The sequence below is a fragment of the Variovorax sp. TBS-050B genome, assembly GCF_029893635.1.
Lineage (GTDB): Bacteria > Pseudomonadota > Gammaproteobacteria > Burkholderiales > Burkholderiaceae_C > Variovorax.
On the sequence record NZ_JARXYR010000002.1, the window covers coordinates 4695133 to 4710036 of the forward strand.

The window sequence follows — 14904 nt, forward strand, 5'->3', positions numbered from 1 at the left end:
ACGGGCGCAGGTCGTGCCATCCTCCATCCATGAACCCGGCCTCCACCTCGTCCTCCCCGTCGCTGCGCCAGCGCCTCTCGCGCTGGATTCCCTGCCTCGCATGGCCCCGTCCCTCGGCGGCCCTGCTGCAGAACGAGGCCATGGCCGGCATCACGGTGGCGCTGATGGTGATCCCGCAAGGCGTCGCCTACGCGGCGCTCGCGGGCATGCCGCTGGTCACGGGCGTGTACGCGGCGTTGTTCCCGGCGCTGGTGGCGGTGATCTTCGGTGCGTCGCAGCGGCTGTCGGTCGGCCCCACCGCGCTCACGAGCCTGCTGGTGGGCGCCTCGCTCGCCCCGCTCGCGGTGCCGGGCAGCGCCGAGTGGGTGGCGATGGCCGTGTGGCTCACGCTGATGTCCGGCGCGATCCAGATCGTGCTGGGTGCCGGAGGCTTCGGCTGGCTGCTGCGGCTGGTCAATTCGCCGGTGCTGGTCGGCTTCACGCAGGGCGCGGCGGTGCTGATCGCGGTCTCGCAGCTGCCCGCGCTGCTCGGCTTCACCGGGCGCACCATCCCCCAGCTGCTGCAGGGCGGGCCGCCGCCCGACCTGGTCGCGATCGCCTTCGGCCTCGGCGGCATCGCGGTGCTGTGGCTCGGCAAGCGGCTGGTGCCGCGGTTTCCGACCACCATGGCGCTGGTGGCCGGCGCCGCGGCCCTGAGCTGGAGCATGGACTACGCGCTGCGCGGCGGCGCGGTGGTCGGCAGCCTGCCCTCGGGGCTGCCTTCGTTCTACTGGCCCGGCGCGCTGCCGCCGGGCACCCTGGGTGCGCTGGTGCTGCCGGCGCTGATGATCACGCTGGTGAGCTTTCTCGAGACCGCCTCGAGCGCCAAGGTCGACAACGCGCGCGCGGGCACGCTGTGGAACGAGAACCAGGACCTGATCGGCCAGGGCCTGGCCAAGCTGGCTTCGGGCTTTTCGGGCGCATTCCCGACCAGCTCGTCGTTCTCGCGCTCGGCGATCACGCTCTATGCGGGCGCGCAGACGGGATGGGCGACGCTGTTCAGCGTGGTGGTGGTGGCCGGCGCGCTGCTCTGGCTGATGCCGCTGCTCTACCACGTGCCGCAGGCCGTGCTCGCCGCGGTGGTGGTCACGGCGATCCTCGGGCTGGTCAAGCCCGCGAGCTTCATGGCGCTGTGGCGCATCTCGCGCATCGAGGCGGGCATCTCGCTCGGCACCTTCGTGCTCACCATCGCCACCGCGCCGAGCATCTACTGGGGCGTACTCGGCGGCCTGCTCGCGAGCCTGGCGCACTACATGTACCGCCATCTGCATCCGCGCATCATCGAGGTCGGACTGCATCCCGACGGCAGCCTGCGCGACCGCCGCCTCTGGAAGCTGCCGCCGCTCGCGCCGCGCCTCTATGCCGTGCGCATGGACGCCGAACTCGACTTCGCCTCCGCCTCGACGCTCGAGCGCGCGCTCACGGTCGCGCTGGCCGAGCGGCCCGAGCTGACCGACGTCTGCCTGTTCGCGCAACCGATCAACCGCATCGACATCACCGGCGCCGAAGTCTTCGGCTCGATCCGCCGCATGATCGAGGCCAAGGGCGTGCGCCTGCACCTCAGCGGCATGAAGCTGCCGGCGATGCAGGTGCTCGACCGCGCCGGCCTGCTCGCGCCGGGTCCGCTGCTCTTCAGCTACCGCACCGACGGCGAGGCGCTGGCCGCGCTCGCCAGCCGGGTCGACGAGGCGGCGCCGGCGGAGGGCAACGACGCCGGCACGCCGCTCAGTCCGGCCGCTTCGGCACGAAGCGCTCCACCGACGCCGGACTGATCTCGTAGCCGCTCACGCCCATGTCCGCCGACGCATAGCGCGCGGCCTTGAGGATGCCGCTGACCTTCACCGTGTCCATCGCATGCAGGCCCTTGACGGTCTGGCCGGCGATCACATGGACGATCTGGTTGGCGGGCGGCGGCGGCGTGTGGATGCAGGCGCCGAAGTACGGCACCAGCAGGAACTCGCGGATGCCGTCCTGCGTGTTGTCGAGCGGCACCACGAAGCCCGAGAGCCTGGCCGCGCTGCCGTCGAGCGCCACGTTCACCGGCGCGTTGTCCCAGACGGCGCGCATCTCCTCGAGCATCTGCACCGCACGCGGATCGTTGTCGCGCAGCGCCTCCAGGCTCAGGTTGCGGTAGCGCTGGGTCGGATCCCAGCTCTTGGGCACCAGTTCGCTCCATGCGAGCTCGGGCGCCGCGGCGAGGTTGGCGCCCGGCGGCGCAGCCGCATCCGGTCCGCAGGCCGCCAGCAGCAGCGCGGCGGCGAGCGCCGCAAGCAGGGCGGTTGCGCGGGCACGCGGGAAGGAAGTGGCTTTCATGACGTCGATTGTGCTTGCGGGTCCGCTACTCAATCCCGCACCGGCCCACGCAGGCGCTTGACCTGCGCGCGCTGGCTCTTGCCCTCGAGCCGGCGCTGCTTCGAACCATAGGTGGGCTTGGTGGCGCGCCGCACGCGCGGCGCTTCGGCCACGCTGTCGACCACCGCCTGCAGGCGCGCGAGCGCATCGGCGCGGTTCATCTCCTGCGTGCGGTGCGTCTGGGCCTTGAGCACGAAAACGCCCTCCTGCGTGATGCGGCTGTCGCGCAGCGCGAGCAGCCGCTCCTTCACGTCGTCGGGCAGCGAACTGGCCGGGATGTCGTAGCGCAGGTGCACCGCGCTCGAGACCTTGTTGACGTTCTGGCCGCCCGCACCCTGGGCGCGGATCGCGCTGAAGTCGATCTCGCTTTCGTCGACCTGGGGAGGATGGCTTCGCATGGGTCGATTCTCCCCTGCGCGGAAGAAGAAGAAGAAAGGCCGGCATGGCGCCGGCCTTTCGCTGTTCACTCGCCGCGGGTGGCGGGACGTGCGCGCACGTCCGTCACGTCGCCGCCGCGGTCGCGCAGCTGGAACGGGCTGCGCACCGACTCGCCGCGTGCGCGCGCATTGGCCACGTCGGCGGCCGAAGGCTCGGCCGGCCGCGCAGCGCTGCGGAAGCGTTCGAAGCCCGAACGCGGATTGAAGCGCATCACCCAGGGCGACACGGGCCGGCCCGTGATCCGGGCCCAGGCGTAGCGGATTCCCCACACGGCCGCCAGCAGCACCACGGCCACGGCGAGGCTGGCCGCAAAGACCAGGCCCAGCAACAGGAGGATCACGCGAAAGATCAGGTTCATCATCCGATCTTAGGCGGCGGCTTCGGCCGCAGGTTCCCCGGATTTCCCGGAATTACCTGCTTTTGCAAAGCCGAACCGCCCCGGTGAGCGGATCGGATCGGTCGTGACCTCGATCGTGTCCTTCGGTCCGAAGCTGCCGTCCAGCAGCAGCTTCGAGAGCGGGTTCTCGATGCGCTGCTGGATCGCACGCTTGAGCGGCCGGGCGCCGAACACCGGGTCGAAGCCGACCTTGGCGATCTCGGCCAGCGCCGCGGGCGAGACCTCGAGCCCCAGGTCCATCTTGGCGAGCCGCGCCTGCAGCACCTTGAGCTGGATCGCCGCGATCGCCTCGATGTTCTTCGCGTCGAGCGCATGGAACACCACCGTCTCGTCGATGCGGTTCAGGAACTCGGGGCGGAAGTAGTTCTTCAGCTCCTCCCACACCGCTTCCTTGATCTCGTCGGCGGGCTTGCCCACCATCGACTGGATGATCGGCGAGCCGATGTTGCTGGTCATCACGATCACGGTGTTCTTGAAGTCCACGGTGCGGCCCTGGCCGTCGGTGAGGCGGCCGTCGTCGAGCACCTGCAGCAGCACGTTGAACACGTCCGGATGCGCCTTCTCGACCTCGTCGAGCAGCACCACGCTGTAGGGCTTGCGGCGCACCGCCTCGGTCAGGTAGCCGCCCTCGTCGTAGCCCACGTAGCCCGGCGGCGCGCCGATCAGGCGGGCCACCGAATGCTTCTCCATGAACTCGCTCATGTCGATGCGGATCAGGTGGTCCTCGCTGTCGAACAGGAAGCCCGCGAGCGCCTTGCAGAGCTCGGTCTTGCCCACGCCCGTGGGGCCGAGGAACAGGAACGAGCCCGTGGGGCGGTTCGGGTCCGACAGGCCCGAGCGCGAGCGGCGGATCGCGTTGGCGACCGCGCCGATGGCCTCGTCCTGGCCGACCACGCGCTCGTGCAGCTTGTCTTCCATCACGAGCAGCTTGTCGCGCTCGCCCTGCATCAGCTTGGCGACCGGAATGCCGGTGGCGCGCGCCACCACCTCGGCGATCTCCTCGGCGCCGACCTGGGTGCGCAGCAGCGTGGGCGCGTTGCCCTTGCCCTTCTGCGTCTCGCTCTCCTGCGCTTCCTTGAGGCGCTTCTCCAGGCCCGGCAGCTGGCCGTACTGGAGCTCGGCGACCTTGTTGAAGTCGCCCATTGCGCGTGAACTCCTCGATCTGGAACTTGAGCTTGTCGATCTCCTCGCGGATCTGCGCGCTGCCCTGGGCCTGCGCCTTCTCGGCCTGCCAGATCTCGTCGTAGTCGGCGATCTCCTTCTGCAGCTTCGCGATCTCTTCCTCGAGCAGGCCCAGGCGCTTGATGGACGCCTCGTCCTTTTCCTTGCGCACGGCCTCGCGCTCGATCTGCAGCTGGATCAGCCGGCGGTCGAGGCGGTCCATCACTTCGGGCTTAGAGTCCATCTCGATCTTGATCTTGGCCGCGGCCTCGTCGATCAGGTCGATGGCCTTGTCGGGCAGGAAACGGTCGGTGATGTAGCGGTCGCTCAGTTCGGCCGCGGCCACGATGGCCGGGTCGGTGATGTCCACGCCATGGTGCACCTCGTACTTCTCCTGCAGGCCGCGCAGGATCGCGATGGTGGCCTCCACCGTCGGCTCGCCCACGAGGATCTTCTGGAAGCGGCGCTCGAGCGCGGCGTCCTTCTCGATGTACTTGCGGTATTCGTCGAGCGTGGTGGCGCCCACGCAGTGCAGTTCGCCGCGCGCGAGCGCGGGCTTGAGCATGTTGCCCGCGTCCATCGCGCCCTCGGCCTTGCCGGCGCCGACCATGGTGTGGAGCTCGTCGATGAAGACGATGGTCTGTCCCTCGTCCTTCGCGAGTTCGTTGAGCACGGTCTTGAGCCGCTCCTCGAATTCGCCGCGGAACTTGGCGCCCGCGAGCAGCGCGGCCATGTCGAGCGAGAGCACGCGCTTGCCCTTGAGCGAGTCGGGCACCTCGCCCGCGACGATGCGCTGCGCCAGGCCTTCGACGATCGCGGTCTTGCCCACGCCGGGTTCGCCGATCAGCACGGGGTTGTTCTTGGTGCGGCGCTGCAGCACCTGGATCGCGCGGCGGATTTCCTCGTCGCGGCCGATCACCGGGTCGAGCTTGCCGAGGCGTGCGCGCTCGGTGAGGTCGAGGCAGTATTTCTTGAGCGCCTCGCGCTGGCCTTCGGCATCGGCGCTGTTCACGCCCTGGCCGCCGCGCACGGCGTCGATGGCCGCTTCGAGCGACTTGCGCGACAGGCCGTTCTCGCGCGCGATGCGGCCGATGTCCGACTTGCTGTCGGCCACGGCCAGCAGAAAGAGTTCGCCTGCGATGAACTGGTCGTTGCGCTTGATGGCTTCCTTCTCGGTGGCCTGCAGCACCTTGGCGAGCTCGGGCCCGACCTGGACGATGTCGTGGCCCTGCACCTGGGGCAGCTTCCTCACGGCCTCTTCGGCCGCCTTGGCGAGGCCCTGCACGTTCACGCCGGCACGCTCGAGCAGCGCGCGCGGTCCGTCGTCCTGGCGCAGCATCGCCACCAGCAGATGGGCTGGCTCGATGTACGCGTTGTCGTTGCCGAGCGCGAGCGACTGCGCGTCGCCGAGCGCTTCCTGAAACTTGGTGGTGAGTTTGTCTTGTCGCATGGTGGTATTCCTGCACTCAAAATAGGGCTGTTCCGGGCCGATTCAAGGTGCCCGGCATTCCGGGCACGGCGATTGCACTGTGCCTGCTCATCTTTCGAATGGAGTCGATCATGGTTTTTTCAATGCGGCGCGCCGATCCGGTCCGTCGGGCGCTCGGCGCCGGTCTCTTTGTAGCGGCCCTGGGCCTGAGCGGCCTTGCGCAAGCGCAAGGCACCCCCGTGCGCCTGCTCGTCGGTTTTCCCGCCGGCGCCGGCACCGACGCGATTGCACGCACGCTGGGCGAAAAGCTCAAGGACGTGCTGGGCGTGCCGGTGGTGATCGAGAACCGCGCCGGCGCGGGCGGCCAGATCGCAGCGCAGGCGCTGAAGGCTTCGCCCGCCGACGGCCACACGCTGTTCCTCTCGCACGACCATTCGATCTCGATCCTGCCGCAGGTGGTGAAGAACCCCGGCTTCAACCCGGCCACCGACTTCGTGCCCGTGGCCGGCTTCGCCACCTTCGCCAACGTGCTGGCGGTTTCGGGCGGCACGCGCGGCCAAGAGCATCGACGAGTACGTGAAATGGGTGCGCACGCAGCGCGGCGGCAAGGAGACCATCGGCATTCCGGCGCCAGCCTCGATCCCCGAGTTCCTCGTGAAGATGATCTCGGACAAGTACAAGATCGACGTGCAGCCCGCGCCCTACCGCGGCAGCGCGCCGATGACGGCCGACATGCTCGGCAACCAGATCACCGCCGGCATCGCCTCGGTGCCCGACTTCATTGAGAACCACAAGGCCGGCAAGGTGCGCATCGTGGCCTCGATCGGCGCCAAGCGGCAGGCGCTGCTGCCGAACGTGCCCACCTTCACCGAACTGGGCTTCTCGAACCTCGAGGACCTGCCCTACTACGGCATCTTCGCGCCCGTGGGCACGCCGCAGGCGGTGATCGACCGTTATGGCGACGCGCTGCAGAAGGTGCTGGCGATGCCCGACGTGAAGCAGAAGCTCACCGGCATGGGCCTCACGGTCGGCTACGAGCCCCAGGGCCAGTTCGCGGGCCGCGTGCGCAGCTACACGCAGACCTGGGAACGCATCATCCAGGCCAGCGGCTTCAAGCCACTGTAGGCCCACCCCCGTCCCTCGCGCACTGCGTGTCGCTCGACTCCCCCCTCAAGGGGGCAACACCAGCGGCCCGGCAAAGCCGGTTCCGCGGTGTTCCTGGCAATGCGACGTGGGTCGCTTCAGACGTTGGATGCCGTGATACCCCAGCGCGCGAGCGCCGCGTCGTCGGCGACGCGGGCATCGACCCAGCGGGCGCCTTCGGGCGTCTGCTCCTTCTTCCAGAACGGGGCCTGGGTCTTGAGGTAGTCCATGAGGAACTCGCAGGCCTCGAAGCTCTCACCGCGATGGGCCGAGATCACCGCCACCATCATGATCTGGTCGAGCGGCTGCAGCAGGCCGACGCGATGGATCACGCGCGCGCCGAGGATGTCGAAGCGCCGGTGGGCCTCGTCGATCATGGCCTCGATCGACTTCTCGGTCATGCCGGGGTAGTGCTCGAGCTCCATCGAGGCCACGTCGCTGCCGTCGTTGCGGTCTCGCACGGTGCCGACGAAGCTGCAGACGGCGCCCACCCGGCTGTCGCCGGCGCGCAACGCGGCGACCTCCCGCGCGAGGTCGAAATCGGCTGTCTGGATCGAAACGCGTGCACCGCTCATGCCGGGATTGTGGCACCGCGCTAGACTGCCGCCATGCCCCGCCTTTTCGCACGCCCTGCCGCGCATCCGTTCGCCGGATGCCGCAGCGTGCGCCAGGGCGCCGGCAGCAAAGCCAAAAAACCAAAGCTCGTCTGACCGGAGCTGCGGTTCCGTCGTCGGATGAGCGACGGAACCCGCCAAGGCTTTTCTCCCTGGCCCTCGAGGGGTTGCGCGCGCATCGAAGACGGTTCATGTCATCGGTCGATCCCGCAAGGAGGCCTTCGTGCCACAACCACCCCGCGCCCTCACCCCCGATTTCTCGGGCCTCTGGATTCCTCTGGTCACGCCGTTTCGCGACGGCGCCATCGACCATCCCGCGCTCGCGGCACTGACCCGGCGGCTTGCCGGCGACGGCGTTGCGGGCTTCGTGGTCTGCGGCTCGACCGGCGAGGCGGCCGCGCTGGACGATGCCGAGCAGCTCGCGGCGCTGCGCACCGTGCAGGCTGCCGCGGAAGGGCTGCCGATCGTGATGGGCCTCTCGGGCTACCACCTCGGCAAGACGCTGGCGTGGGTGCGCCGGCTGGCGGAAGAGCCGCTCGCGGGCCTGCTGGTGCCCGCGCCGCACTACATCCGGCCCTCCCAGGCCGGGCTGGTCGAATGGTTCAGCGCGATCGCGGACGCGAGCGCGGCGCCCGTGCTGGTCTACGACATCCCCTACCGGACCGGCGCGAGCCTCGCGCGCGAGACCCTGCTCGCGCTTGCGGCGCATCCGCGCATCCGCGGCATCAAGGACTGCGGCGGCGACATGGCCAAGACACGCGCCGTGATCGCCGACGGCCGGCTGCAGGTGCTGGCCGGCGAGGATGCGCAGATCCTCGCCACGCTGGCCGAGGGCGGCGTGGGCGCGATCGCGGCCAGCGGCCATCTGCAGACGCGGCGCTTCGTGCGGCTGCTGCGCCTGATGGCCGAAGGCCGCCTCGCCGAAGCGCGCGACGAATGGCAGCCGCTGCTGCCGCTGGTCGAGCTGCTGTTCGCCGAGCCGAATCCGGGGCCGCTCAAGGCGGTGCTCGCGCAGCAGGGCGCGATGCGCGACGAGCTGCGCTCGCCGATGACGCGCGCCTCGGCGTCGCTCTGCGAGCGCCTCGCGGCGCTCGACGCCGCCCTCAGCCGCCGGTGACGGGCGGGAAGAACGCGACCTCGGCGCCTTCGTGCAGCGCGGCGGCCTCGTCGCTCATGACCTGGTTCAGTGCCATGCGCACGGCCTTGCCGCGCGCGAGCGCCGCGGCATGGGCGCCGCCGCGCGCGATGAGCTCGTCGCGCAGCGCGGACAACGTGCCCGCGGCGGTGTCGACGGTCTCGCCGCTGCTGGCGAGCGCCTCGCGGACCGAGGCGAAATAACGGATGTGGACCTTCATGGACGTGCTCAGGCCAGCAACGAAGTCAGCGGAATGAAGCGCACGCTGTCACCGGCGCGGATGGTTTGCCCTGCCGGGTTGTCGATCACGCCCTCGCCCCAGACCATGGACGTGAGCACGCCCGAGCTCTGGTTCGGGAACAGGTCGAGCCCGCCGGCCGCGTTGCGCCGCGCGCGCAGGAACTCGCGGCGCTTGTCGGCGCGCGGCCAGTCGAAGTCGGCGCGCATCGAAACCGGCTCGGGCGCCACGCGCGTGGCGCCCTGCAGCGTGAGCAGGAAGGGACGCACGAGCAGCAGGAAGGTGAGGAAGCTCGAGACCGGGTTGCCAGGCAGCCCCGTGACGTGGCAGCGGCCCTGGGCCTCGCCGCCGCTTCGGGCGATCGAGCCGTAGGCGAAGGGCTTGCCCGGCTTCATCGAGAGCGACCACAGCTGCAGCTCGCCGAGCGCCTGCACGGCGGCCTTGATGTGGTCTTCCTCGCCGACGGAAACGCCGCCGGTGGTGATGATCAGGTCGTTGTGCTCGGCCGCGCTGCGCAGCGCCTCGATCGTGGCCTCGCGCCGGTCGGGCACGATGCCCATGTCGCTGACCTCGCAGCCGAGCCGGTGCAGCAGCGCGCGCATGAAGAAGCGGTTCGAGTTGTAGATGGCGCCGGGCTTCATCGCCTCGGGCGCCACTTCGCCGGGCATCACGAGTTCGTCGCCCGTGGAGAGCAGTGCGACGCGGGGCCGGCGCGTCACCTGCAGCCGGTCGAAGCCCACGCTGGCCGCGAGGCCGAGCCCCGCGGGCGTCAGCCGCTCGCCCCGGCGCAGCACAACGTCGCCCGCGGCCACGTCCTCGCCCGCGCGGCGGATCCACTGGCCGACGGCAGGCGCAACGGCAATGCGCACGGCACCGAGGCCGCCTTCCTGCGGCAGGGCCTCGGTGTCTTCCTGCATCACGATGGCGTCGGCGCCCTCCGGCACCTGCGCGCCGGTGAAGATCCGCGCCGCGGTGCCGGCGGCGAGCGGCGCGCCCACGGTGCCGGCGGGAATGCGCTGCGCGACGCGGAGCACCGCGCCCGGCGCGGCGCAGTCGGCCGCGCGCACCGCATAGCCGTCCATCGAACTGTTGTCGCGCGGCGGCACGGTGAGGGCCGACACCACGTCCTGGGCGAGCACGCGGCCGTCGGCATCGAAGGTGCCGACTTCTTCGACGGGCAGCTTCGGCTGCGCCTTCTGCAGCAGGATGGCGAGCGCTTCGTCGAGCGCCATCAGCGGCGGACGCTGCGCGGGCGCGGCGGGGCGGGCGGAAGAAGCAGCGGAATCAGACATGGTGCTCGGGGTTGTATTCGAAGCGGTCGGCGCTGTCGATCAACCATTGCGCGATGCCCTCGATGTCGTCGAGGTCGAAGAGCGGCAGCTGGGTGGCCACCGGCAGGCTCGCGGGTGCATTGGTGGCGATGGCGGTCACGAACGCATCTTCCACGTACTGCGAAGGCCGCGGCTTCTGGCCCGGCTCGGGCGCGCGCCAGACTTCGATCTTGAGCAGGTCGCTGTGCTTGAAGCCTTCGACCAGCACCCAGTCGACGCCGTCGTGCAGCTCGGCGATCAGTTCGTGCACCGAGAGCTGCGCCGGTTGCTCGAACTCGCGGATCAGCGCCAGCCGCCGGTCCGAGGCCACGACCACCTCGAAGGCGCCGGCCTCGCGGTGGCGGTAGGTGTCCTTGCCGGGATGGTCGATGTCGAACTTGTGGTGCGCATGCTTGACCACGGACACGCGCTGCCCGTGCAGCTTGAGCACCGGGATCAGGCGCTCCACCAGCGTGGTCTTGCCCGAACCCGAATACCCGGAAAAGCCGATCACCTTCATGTCGAGTTCCTGTGGCCGCGCCTCAGGCGGCAGCCGTATGCAAATGCGAAGCAGCCATCGCGGCGCGCCGGCCGGCGTCGGTCAATCGCAGTTCTGGGCGATGTAGGCCTTGACGGCCTCGGCATCGGCCGGGAGCTTCACCACCCGCTTGGGCTGCGATTCGATGCCTTCGAACCGCTCCGGACGTGCGGGCTCGTGGCCCAGGGCCTCGACCAGCGTGGCGGCGAACTTGATCGGCAGCGCGGTCTCGAGCACCACCATCGGCACGCCCGGCGCGAGGTGTTCGCGCGCGGCCTTGAGGCCGTCGGCCGTGTGCGGATCGATCAGCGTGGCGAAGCGCTTGTCGGTGTCGCGGATCGTGGCAAGCCGGTCGGCATGCGTGCTGCGGCCGCTGCGGAAACCGAAGCGCTGCGCGGCCTCGGCGAAGAACGTCTCGGCGCCGAGGTCGAACCGGCCTTCGCGGCCCAGCTGGTCCACGAACAGCGCGCGCAGCCTGGCGGGGTCGCGGCCGACCAGGTCGAACACGAAGCGCTCGAAATTGCTGGCCTTGCTGATGTCCATCGACGGGCTGGAGGTCTCGTGCGTGTCGGCCGCGCCGCGCACGCGGTAGACGCCGGTTCGGAAGAACTCGTCGAGCACGTCGTTCTCGTTGGTGGCGACCACGAGCGTGTGGATCGGCAGGCCCATCATGCGCGCCACGTGGCCCGCGCAGACGTTACCGAAGTTGCCCGAGGGCACGGCGAAGCTGACCGGCTTGTCGTTGCCGGCCGTGGCCTGGAAGTAGCCGGCGAAGTAGTAGACGACCTGGGCCAGCAGCCGCGCCCAGTTGATCGAATTGACCGTGCCGATGCGGTACTTGCGTTTGAAGGCCAGGTCGTTGGACACGGCCTTGACGATGTCCTGGCAGTCGTCGAACACGCCGGTGATCGCGATGTTGTGGATGTTCTCGTCCTGCAGGCTGAACATCTGCGCCTGCTGGAACGGGCTCATGCGGCCGTCGGGCGAGGTCATGAAGACGCGCACGCCCTTCTTGCCGCGCATCGCGTACTCGGCGGCGCTGCCGGTGTCGCCGCTGGTGGCGCCGAGGATGTTGAGCTCGGCACCGCGGCGGGCCAGTTCGTACTCGAACAGGTTGCCGAGCAGCTGCATCGCCATGTCCTTGAAGGCCAGCGTGGGGCCGTTCGACAGGGCTTCGAGGTACACGCCGTCCTCGAGCTCGCGCAGCGGCACGATCTCGTCGGAGCCGAAGACCTCGGCGGTATAGGTTTTCGCGCAGAGGGCCTTCAGGTCGGCCGGCGGAATGTCGTCGATGTAGAGCGAGAGGATCTCGAACGCGAGTTCGGCGTAAGGCAGCTCGCGCCACTTCGCGAGCGTGGCCCTGTCGACCTGCGGATAGCGCTCGGGCAGGTAGAGCCCGCCGTCGGGCGCGAGGCCTTCCAGGAGAATTTCGCAGAAGCGCTTGCGGTCGGGATGGCCGCGGGTGCTCAGGTAGTTCACTTCAGCTCTTCCTTGCGGATGCGCACGATCGGCTGGAGCACCGTCGGCAGCGCCTGCAGCTCGGCGAGCGCGTCGTCCACCGTGCCTTCGCGTGCGTCGTGCGTGAGGATGATGAGGTCGGTCTGCGTCGAGCCCTCGCCGCCCACTTCGTCGGCTTCGCGCTGCAGCACCGCGTCGATGCTGATGCCGGCGTTGGCGAGCAGGCCCGTGACCTTGGCGAGCACGCCGGCCTCGTCGGCCACGCGCAGCCGCAGGTAGTAGCTGGTCACCACCTCGGCCATCGGCAGCACCCGCAGGTCGCTCATCGCGTCGGGATGGAAGGCCAGGTGCGGCACGCGGTGCGCGGCATCGGCCGTGTGCAGGCGGGTGATGTCGACCAGGTCGGCGATCACCGCGCTGGCGGTCGGCTCGCTGCCGGCGCCCTTGCCGTAGTAGAGCGTGGTGCCCACGGCGTCGCCGTGCACCACGACCGCGTTCATCGCGCCTTCGACATTCGCCAGCAGACGCTTCGACGGCACCAGCGCGGGATGCACGCGCAGCTCGACGCCCTGCGCGGTGCGCTTGGTGATGCCGAGCAGCTTGATGCGGTAGCCGAGCTGCTCGGCGTACTTGATGTCCTGCGCTGCGAGCTTGGTGATGCCCTCGATGTGCGCCTTGTCGAACTGCACCGGAATGCCGAAGGCGATGGCGCTCATGATCGTCGCCTTGTGGGCCGCGTCGACGCCTTCGATGTCGAAGGTCGGGTCGGCCTCGGCATAGCCCAGGCGCTGCGCCTCCTTGAGCACGGTCGCGAAGTCCAGCCCCTTGTCGCGCATCTCCGAGAGGATGAAGTTCGTGGTGCCGTTGATGATGCCGGCGATCCACTGGATGCTGTTGGCCGTGAGGCCCTCGCGCAGCGCCTTGATGATCGGGATGCCGCCGGCCACCGCAGCCTCGAAGGCCACCATCACGCCCTTGGCATGGGCGGCCGCGAAGATCTCGGTGCCGTGCACCGCGAGCAGCGCCTTGTTGGCCGTGACCACGTGCTTGCCGGCCGCGATCGCCTCGAGCACGAGTTGCTTGGCGATGCCGTAGCCGCCGATCAGCTCGATGACGATGTCGATGTCGGGATTGGCGATGACCTCGCGCGCGTCGCCGACCACCTTCACGCCCTCGCCCGCCACTTCGCGCGCACGTGCCGCGTCGAGGTCCGCGACCATGGTGATCTCGATGCCCCGGCCGGCGCGGCGCTTGATTTCTTCCTGATTGCGCAGCAGCACCTTGAAGGTGCCGCTGCCGACCGTTCCTGCGCCGAGCAGGCCTACCTGGATGGGTTTCATGAGGTTCGCGTTCAACAAAGCAATGGATTCGGATGGAATGGAAGGGCCTCAGCCTTTCCGGTTGCGCAGGCGGTAGGTCTCCAGGAACTTGGCGATCCGGTGGATCGCTTCGCGCAGGTCGTCCTCGTGCGGCAGGAACACGATGCGGAAGTGGTCCGGCGTGGCCCAGTTGAAGCCCGTGCCCTGCACCAGCATGACCTTGGTCTCGCGCAGCAGCTCGAGGAAGAACTGCCTGTCGTCCTCGATTGGATAGACCGCGGGATCGAGCTTGGGGAACATGTAGAGCGCCGCGCTCGGCTTGACGCAGCTCACGCCGGGAATCGCGGTGATCAGCTCGTAGGCCAGGTCGCGCTGGCGGCGCAGCCGGCCGCCCTCACCGACGAGGTCGTTGATGCTCTGGTAGCCGCCGAGCGCCGTCTGGATCGCCCATTGGCCCGGCACGTTGGCGCACAGGCGCATGTTCGAGAGCATGTTGAGGCCCTCGATGTAGTCGCGCGCGCGCTTCTTGTCGCCCGAAACCACCAGCCAGCCGGCGCGGTAGCCGCAGGAGCGGTAGCTCTTGGAGAGCGAGTTGAAGGTCAGCGTGAGCACGTCGGTCGAAAGGCTCGCGATCGCGGTGTGACGCACGTCGTCGTACAGCACCTTGTCGTAGACCTCGTCGGCGAAGATCACGAGGTCGTGCTCGCGCGCGATCGCGACGATGCTCTTGAGCAGTTCGTCGGAATAGAGCGCGCCGGTGGGGTTGTTCGGGTTGATGACCACGATGCCCTTGGTGCGGGGCGTGATCTTGGCGCGGATGTCGGCGAGATCGGGCATCCAGCCATTGGCCTCGTCGCAGAGGTAGTGCACCGGCGTGCCGCCCGAGAGGCTCGAGGCGGCGGTCCAGAGCGGATAGTCGGGCGCGGGCAGCAGCATCTCGTCGCCGTCGTTGAGCAGCGCGTTGGTGGCCATGGCGATCAGCTCGCTCGCGCCGTTGCCGAGGTAGATGTCGTCGAGGGTGACGCCCGCGATGCCCTGCTTCTGGGTCTCGTGCATCACGGCCTTGCGCGCGGCGAAGATGCCCTTGCTGTCCGAGTAGCCCGCGGAGGCCGGCAGATTGCGGATCATGTCCTGCTGGACCTCTTCCGGCGCGTCGAAGCCGAACACGGCGAGGTTGCCGATGTTGAGCTTGATGATCTTCTGGCCCTCTTCCTCCATCTGCTTGGCCGCATCCATGATGGGCCCGCGGATGTCGTAGAGCACGTTGGCCAGCTTGGCCGATTTCTTGAACTGCTTCAAAGGGCCCTCCCGGGCGCGGGTTACTCGATGTCGA

General features: G+C 69.1%; 12 protein-coding genes and 2 pseudogenes. 3 read left to right on the forward strand and 11 right to left on the reverse strand.

Going from position 1 to position 14904, the window contains the following annotated elements:
• The first annotated feature begins 29 nt into the window (after positions 1 to 29).
• The gene (locus M2165_RS24895) at positions 30 to 1811 is read left to right on the forward strand and encodes a SulP family inorganic anion transporter (protein WP_280817231.1); all 1782 of its coding nucleotides are present in this window, start codon (positions 30 to 32) and stop codon (positions 1809 to 1811) included.
• Here the strand turns inward: M2165_RS24895 and M2165_RS24900 are convergent.
• The 4 genes and pseudogenes from M2165_RS24900 to clpB form a co-directional block, all read right to left on the reverse strand.
• Entirely contained in the window at positions 1765 to 2352 is a 588-nt protein-coding gene (locus M2165_RS24900) for a DUF3299 domain-containing protein (protein ID WP_280817232.1), read from the reverse strand. The genes M2165_RS24895 and M2165_RS24900 overlap by 47 nt on opposite strands.
• A 29-nt stretch (positions 2353 to 2381) precedes the next feature.
• Positions 2382 to 2789, reverse strand: coding sequence for an alternative ribosome rescue aminoacyl-tRNA hydrolase ArfB (gene arfB / locus M2165_RS24905; protein WP_280817233.1), 408 nt, complete (start codon positions 2787 to 2789; stop codon positions 2382 to 2384).
• Positions 2790 to 2854: 65 nt separating this feature from the next.
• The gene (locus M2165_RS24910) at positions 2855 to 3187 is read right to left on the reverse strand and encodes a hypothetical protein (RefSeq protein ID WP_280817234.1); all 333 of its coding nucleotides are present in this window, start codon (positions 3185 to 3187) and stop codon (positions 2855 to 2857) included.
• A 9-nt stretch (positions 3188 to 3196) separates the two neighbouring features.
• Positions 3197 to 5837, reverse strand: a pseudogene (clpB, locus tag M2165_RS24915) (ATP-dependent chaperone ClpB).
• Between the two features lie 110 nt (positions 5838 to 5947).
• On the opposite strand from clpB, the pseudogene M2165_RS24920 reads away from it, so the two are divergent.
• Positions 5948 to 6941, forward strand: a pseudogene (locus M2165_RS24920) (Bug family tripartite tricarboxylate transporter substrate binding protein).
• Positions 6942 to 7057: 116 nt separating this feature from the next.
• On the opposite strand, the gene M2165_RS24925 reads toward M2165_RS24920, so the two are convergent.
• On the reverse strand, positions 7058 to 7534 hold the full coding sequence (locus tag M2165_RS24925) for a molybdenum cofactor biosynthesis protein MoaE (protein WP_280817235.1): 477 nt from the start codon (positions 7532 to 7534) through the stop codon (positions 7058 to 7060).
• Positions 7535 to 7796: 262 nt separating this feature from the next.
• Here M2165_RS24925 and dapA point away from each other — a divergent pair, with 262 nt between their 5' ends.
• Positions 7797 to 8690 (forward strand): 4-hydroxy-tetrahydrodipicolinate synthase, encoded by an 894-nt coding sequence (gene dapA, locus M2165_RS24930; RefSeq protein WP_280817236.1) that lies wholly within the window; start codon positions 7797 to 7799, stop codon positions 8688 to 8690.
• On the opposite strand, the gene M2165_RS24935 is transcribed toward dapA, so the two are convergent.
• The 6 genes from M2165_RS24935 to M2165_RS24960 all read right to left on the reverse strand — a co-directional run bounded on the left by M2165_RS24935 (position 8677) and on the right by M2165_RS24960 (position 14870).
• Positions 8677 to 8928, reverse strand: coding sequence for a MoaD/ThiS family protein (locus M2165_RS24935; protein WP_280817237.1), 252 nt, complete (start codon positions 8926 to 8928; stop codon positions 8677 to 8679). The two genes, dapA and M2165_RS24935, sit on opposite strands and share 14 nt — an antisense overlap.
• An 8-nt stretch (positions 8929 to 8936) precedes the next feature.
• Complete coding sequence (glp, locus tag M2165_RS24940; protein WP_280817238.1) at positions 8937 to 10238, reverse strand: gephyrin-like molybdotransferase Glp; 1302 nt, start codon at positions 10236 to 10238, stop codon at positions 8937 to 8939.
• Complete coding sequence (mobB, locus tag M2165_RS24945) at positions 10231 to 10776, reverse strand: molybdopterin-guanine dinucleotide biosynthesis protein B (protein WP_280817239.1); 546 nt, start codon at positions 10774 to 10776, stop codon at positions 10231 to 10233. Before mobB ends, glp begins: the two co-directional genes overlap by 8 nt.
• A gap of 81 nt (positions 10777 to 10857) precedes the next feature.
• Positions 10858 to 12273, reverse strand: coding sequence for a threonine synthase (gene thrC, locus M2165_RS24950; RefSeq protein ID WP_280817240.1), 1416 nt, complete (start codon positions 12271 to 12273; stop codon positions 10858 to 10860).
• Positions 12270 to 13592, reverse strand: a complete 1323-nt coding sequence (locus M2165_RS24955; protein WP_280817241.1) for a homoserine dehydrogenase — start codon at positions 13590 to 13592, stop codon at positions 12270 to 12272. Before M2165_RS24955 ends, thrC begins: the two co-directional genes overlap by 4 nt.
• A gap of 48 nt (positions 13593 to 13640) precedes the next feature.
• Positions 13641 to 14870 (reverse strand): pyridoxal phosphate-dependent aminotransferase, encoded by a 1230-nt coding sequence (locus M2165_RS24960; protein WP_280817242.1) that lies wholly within the window; start codon positions 14868 to 14870, stop codon positions 13641 to 13643.
• Positions 14871 to 14904 lie beyond the last annotated feature (34 nt).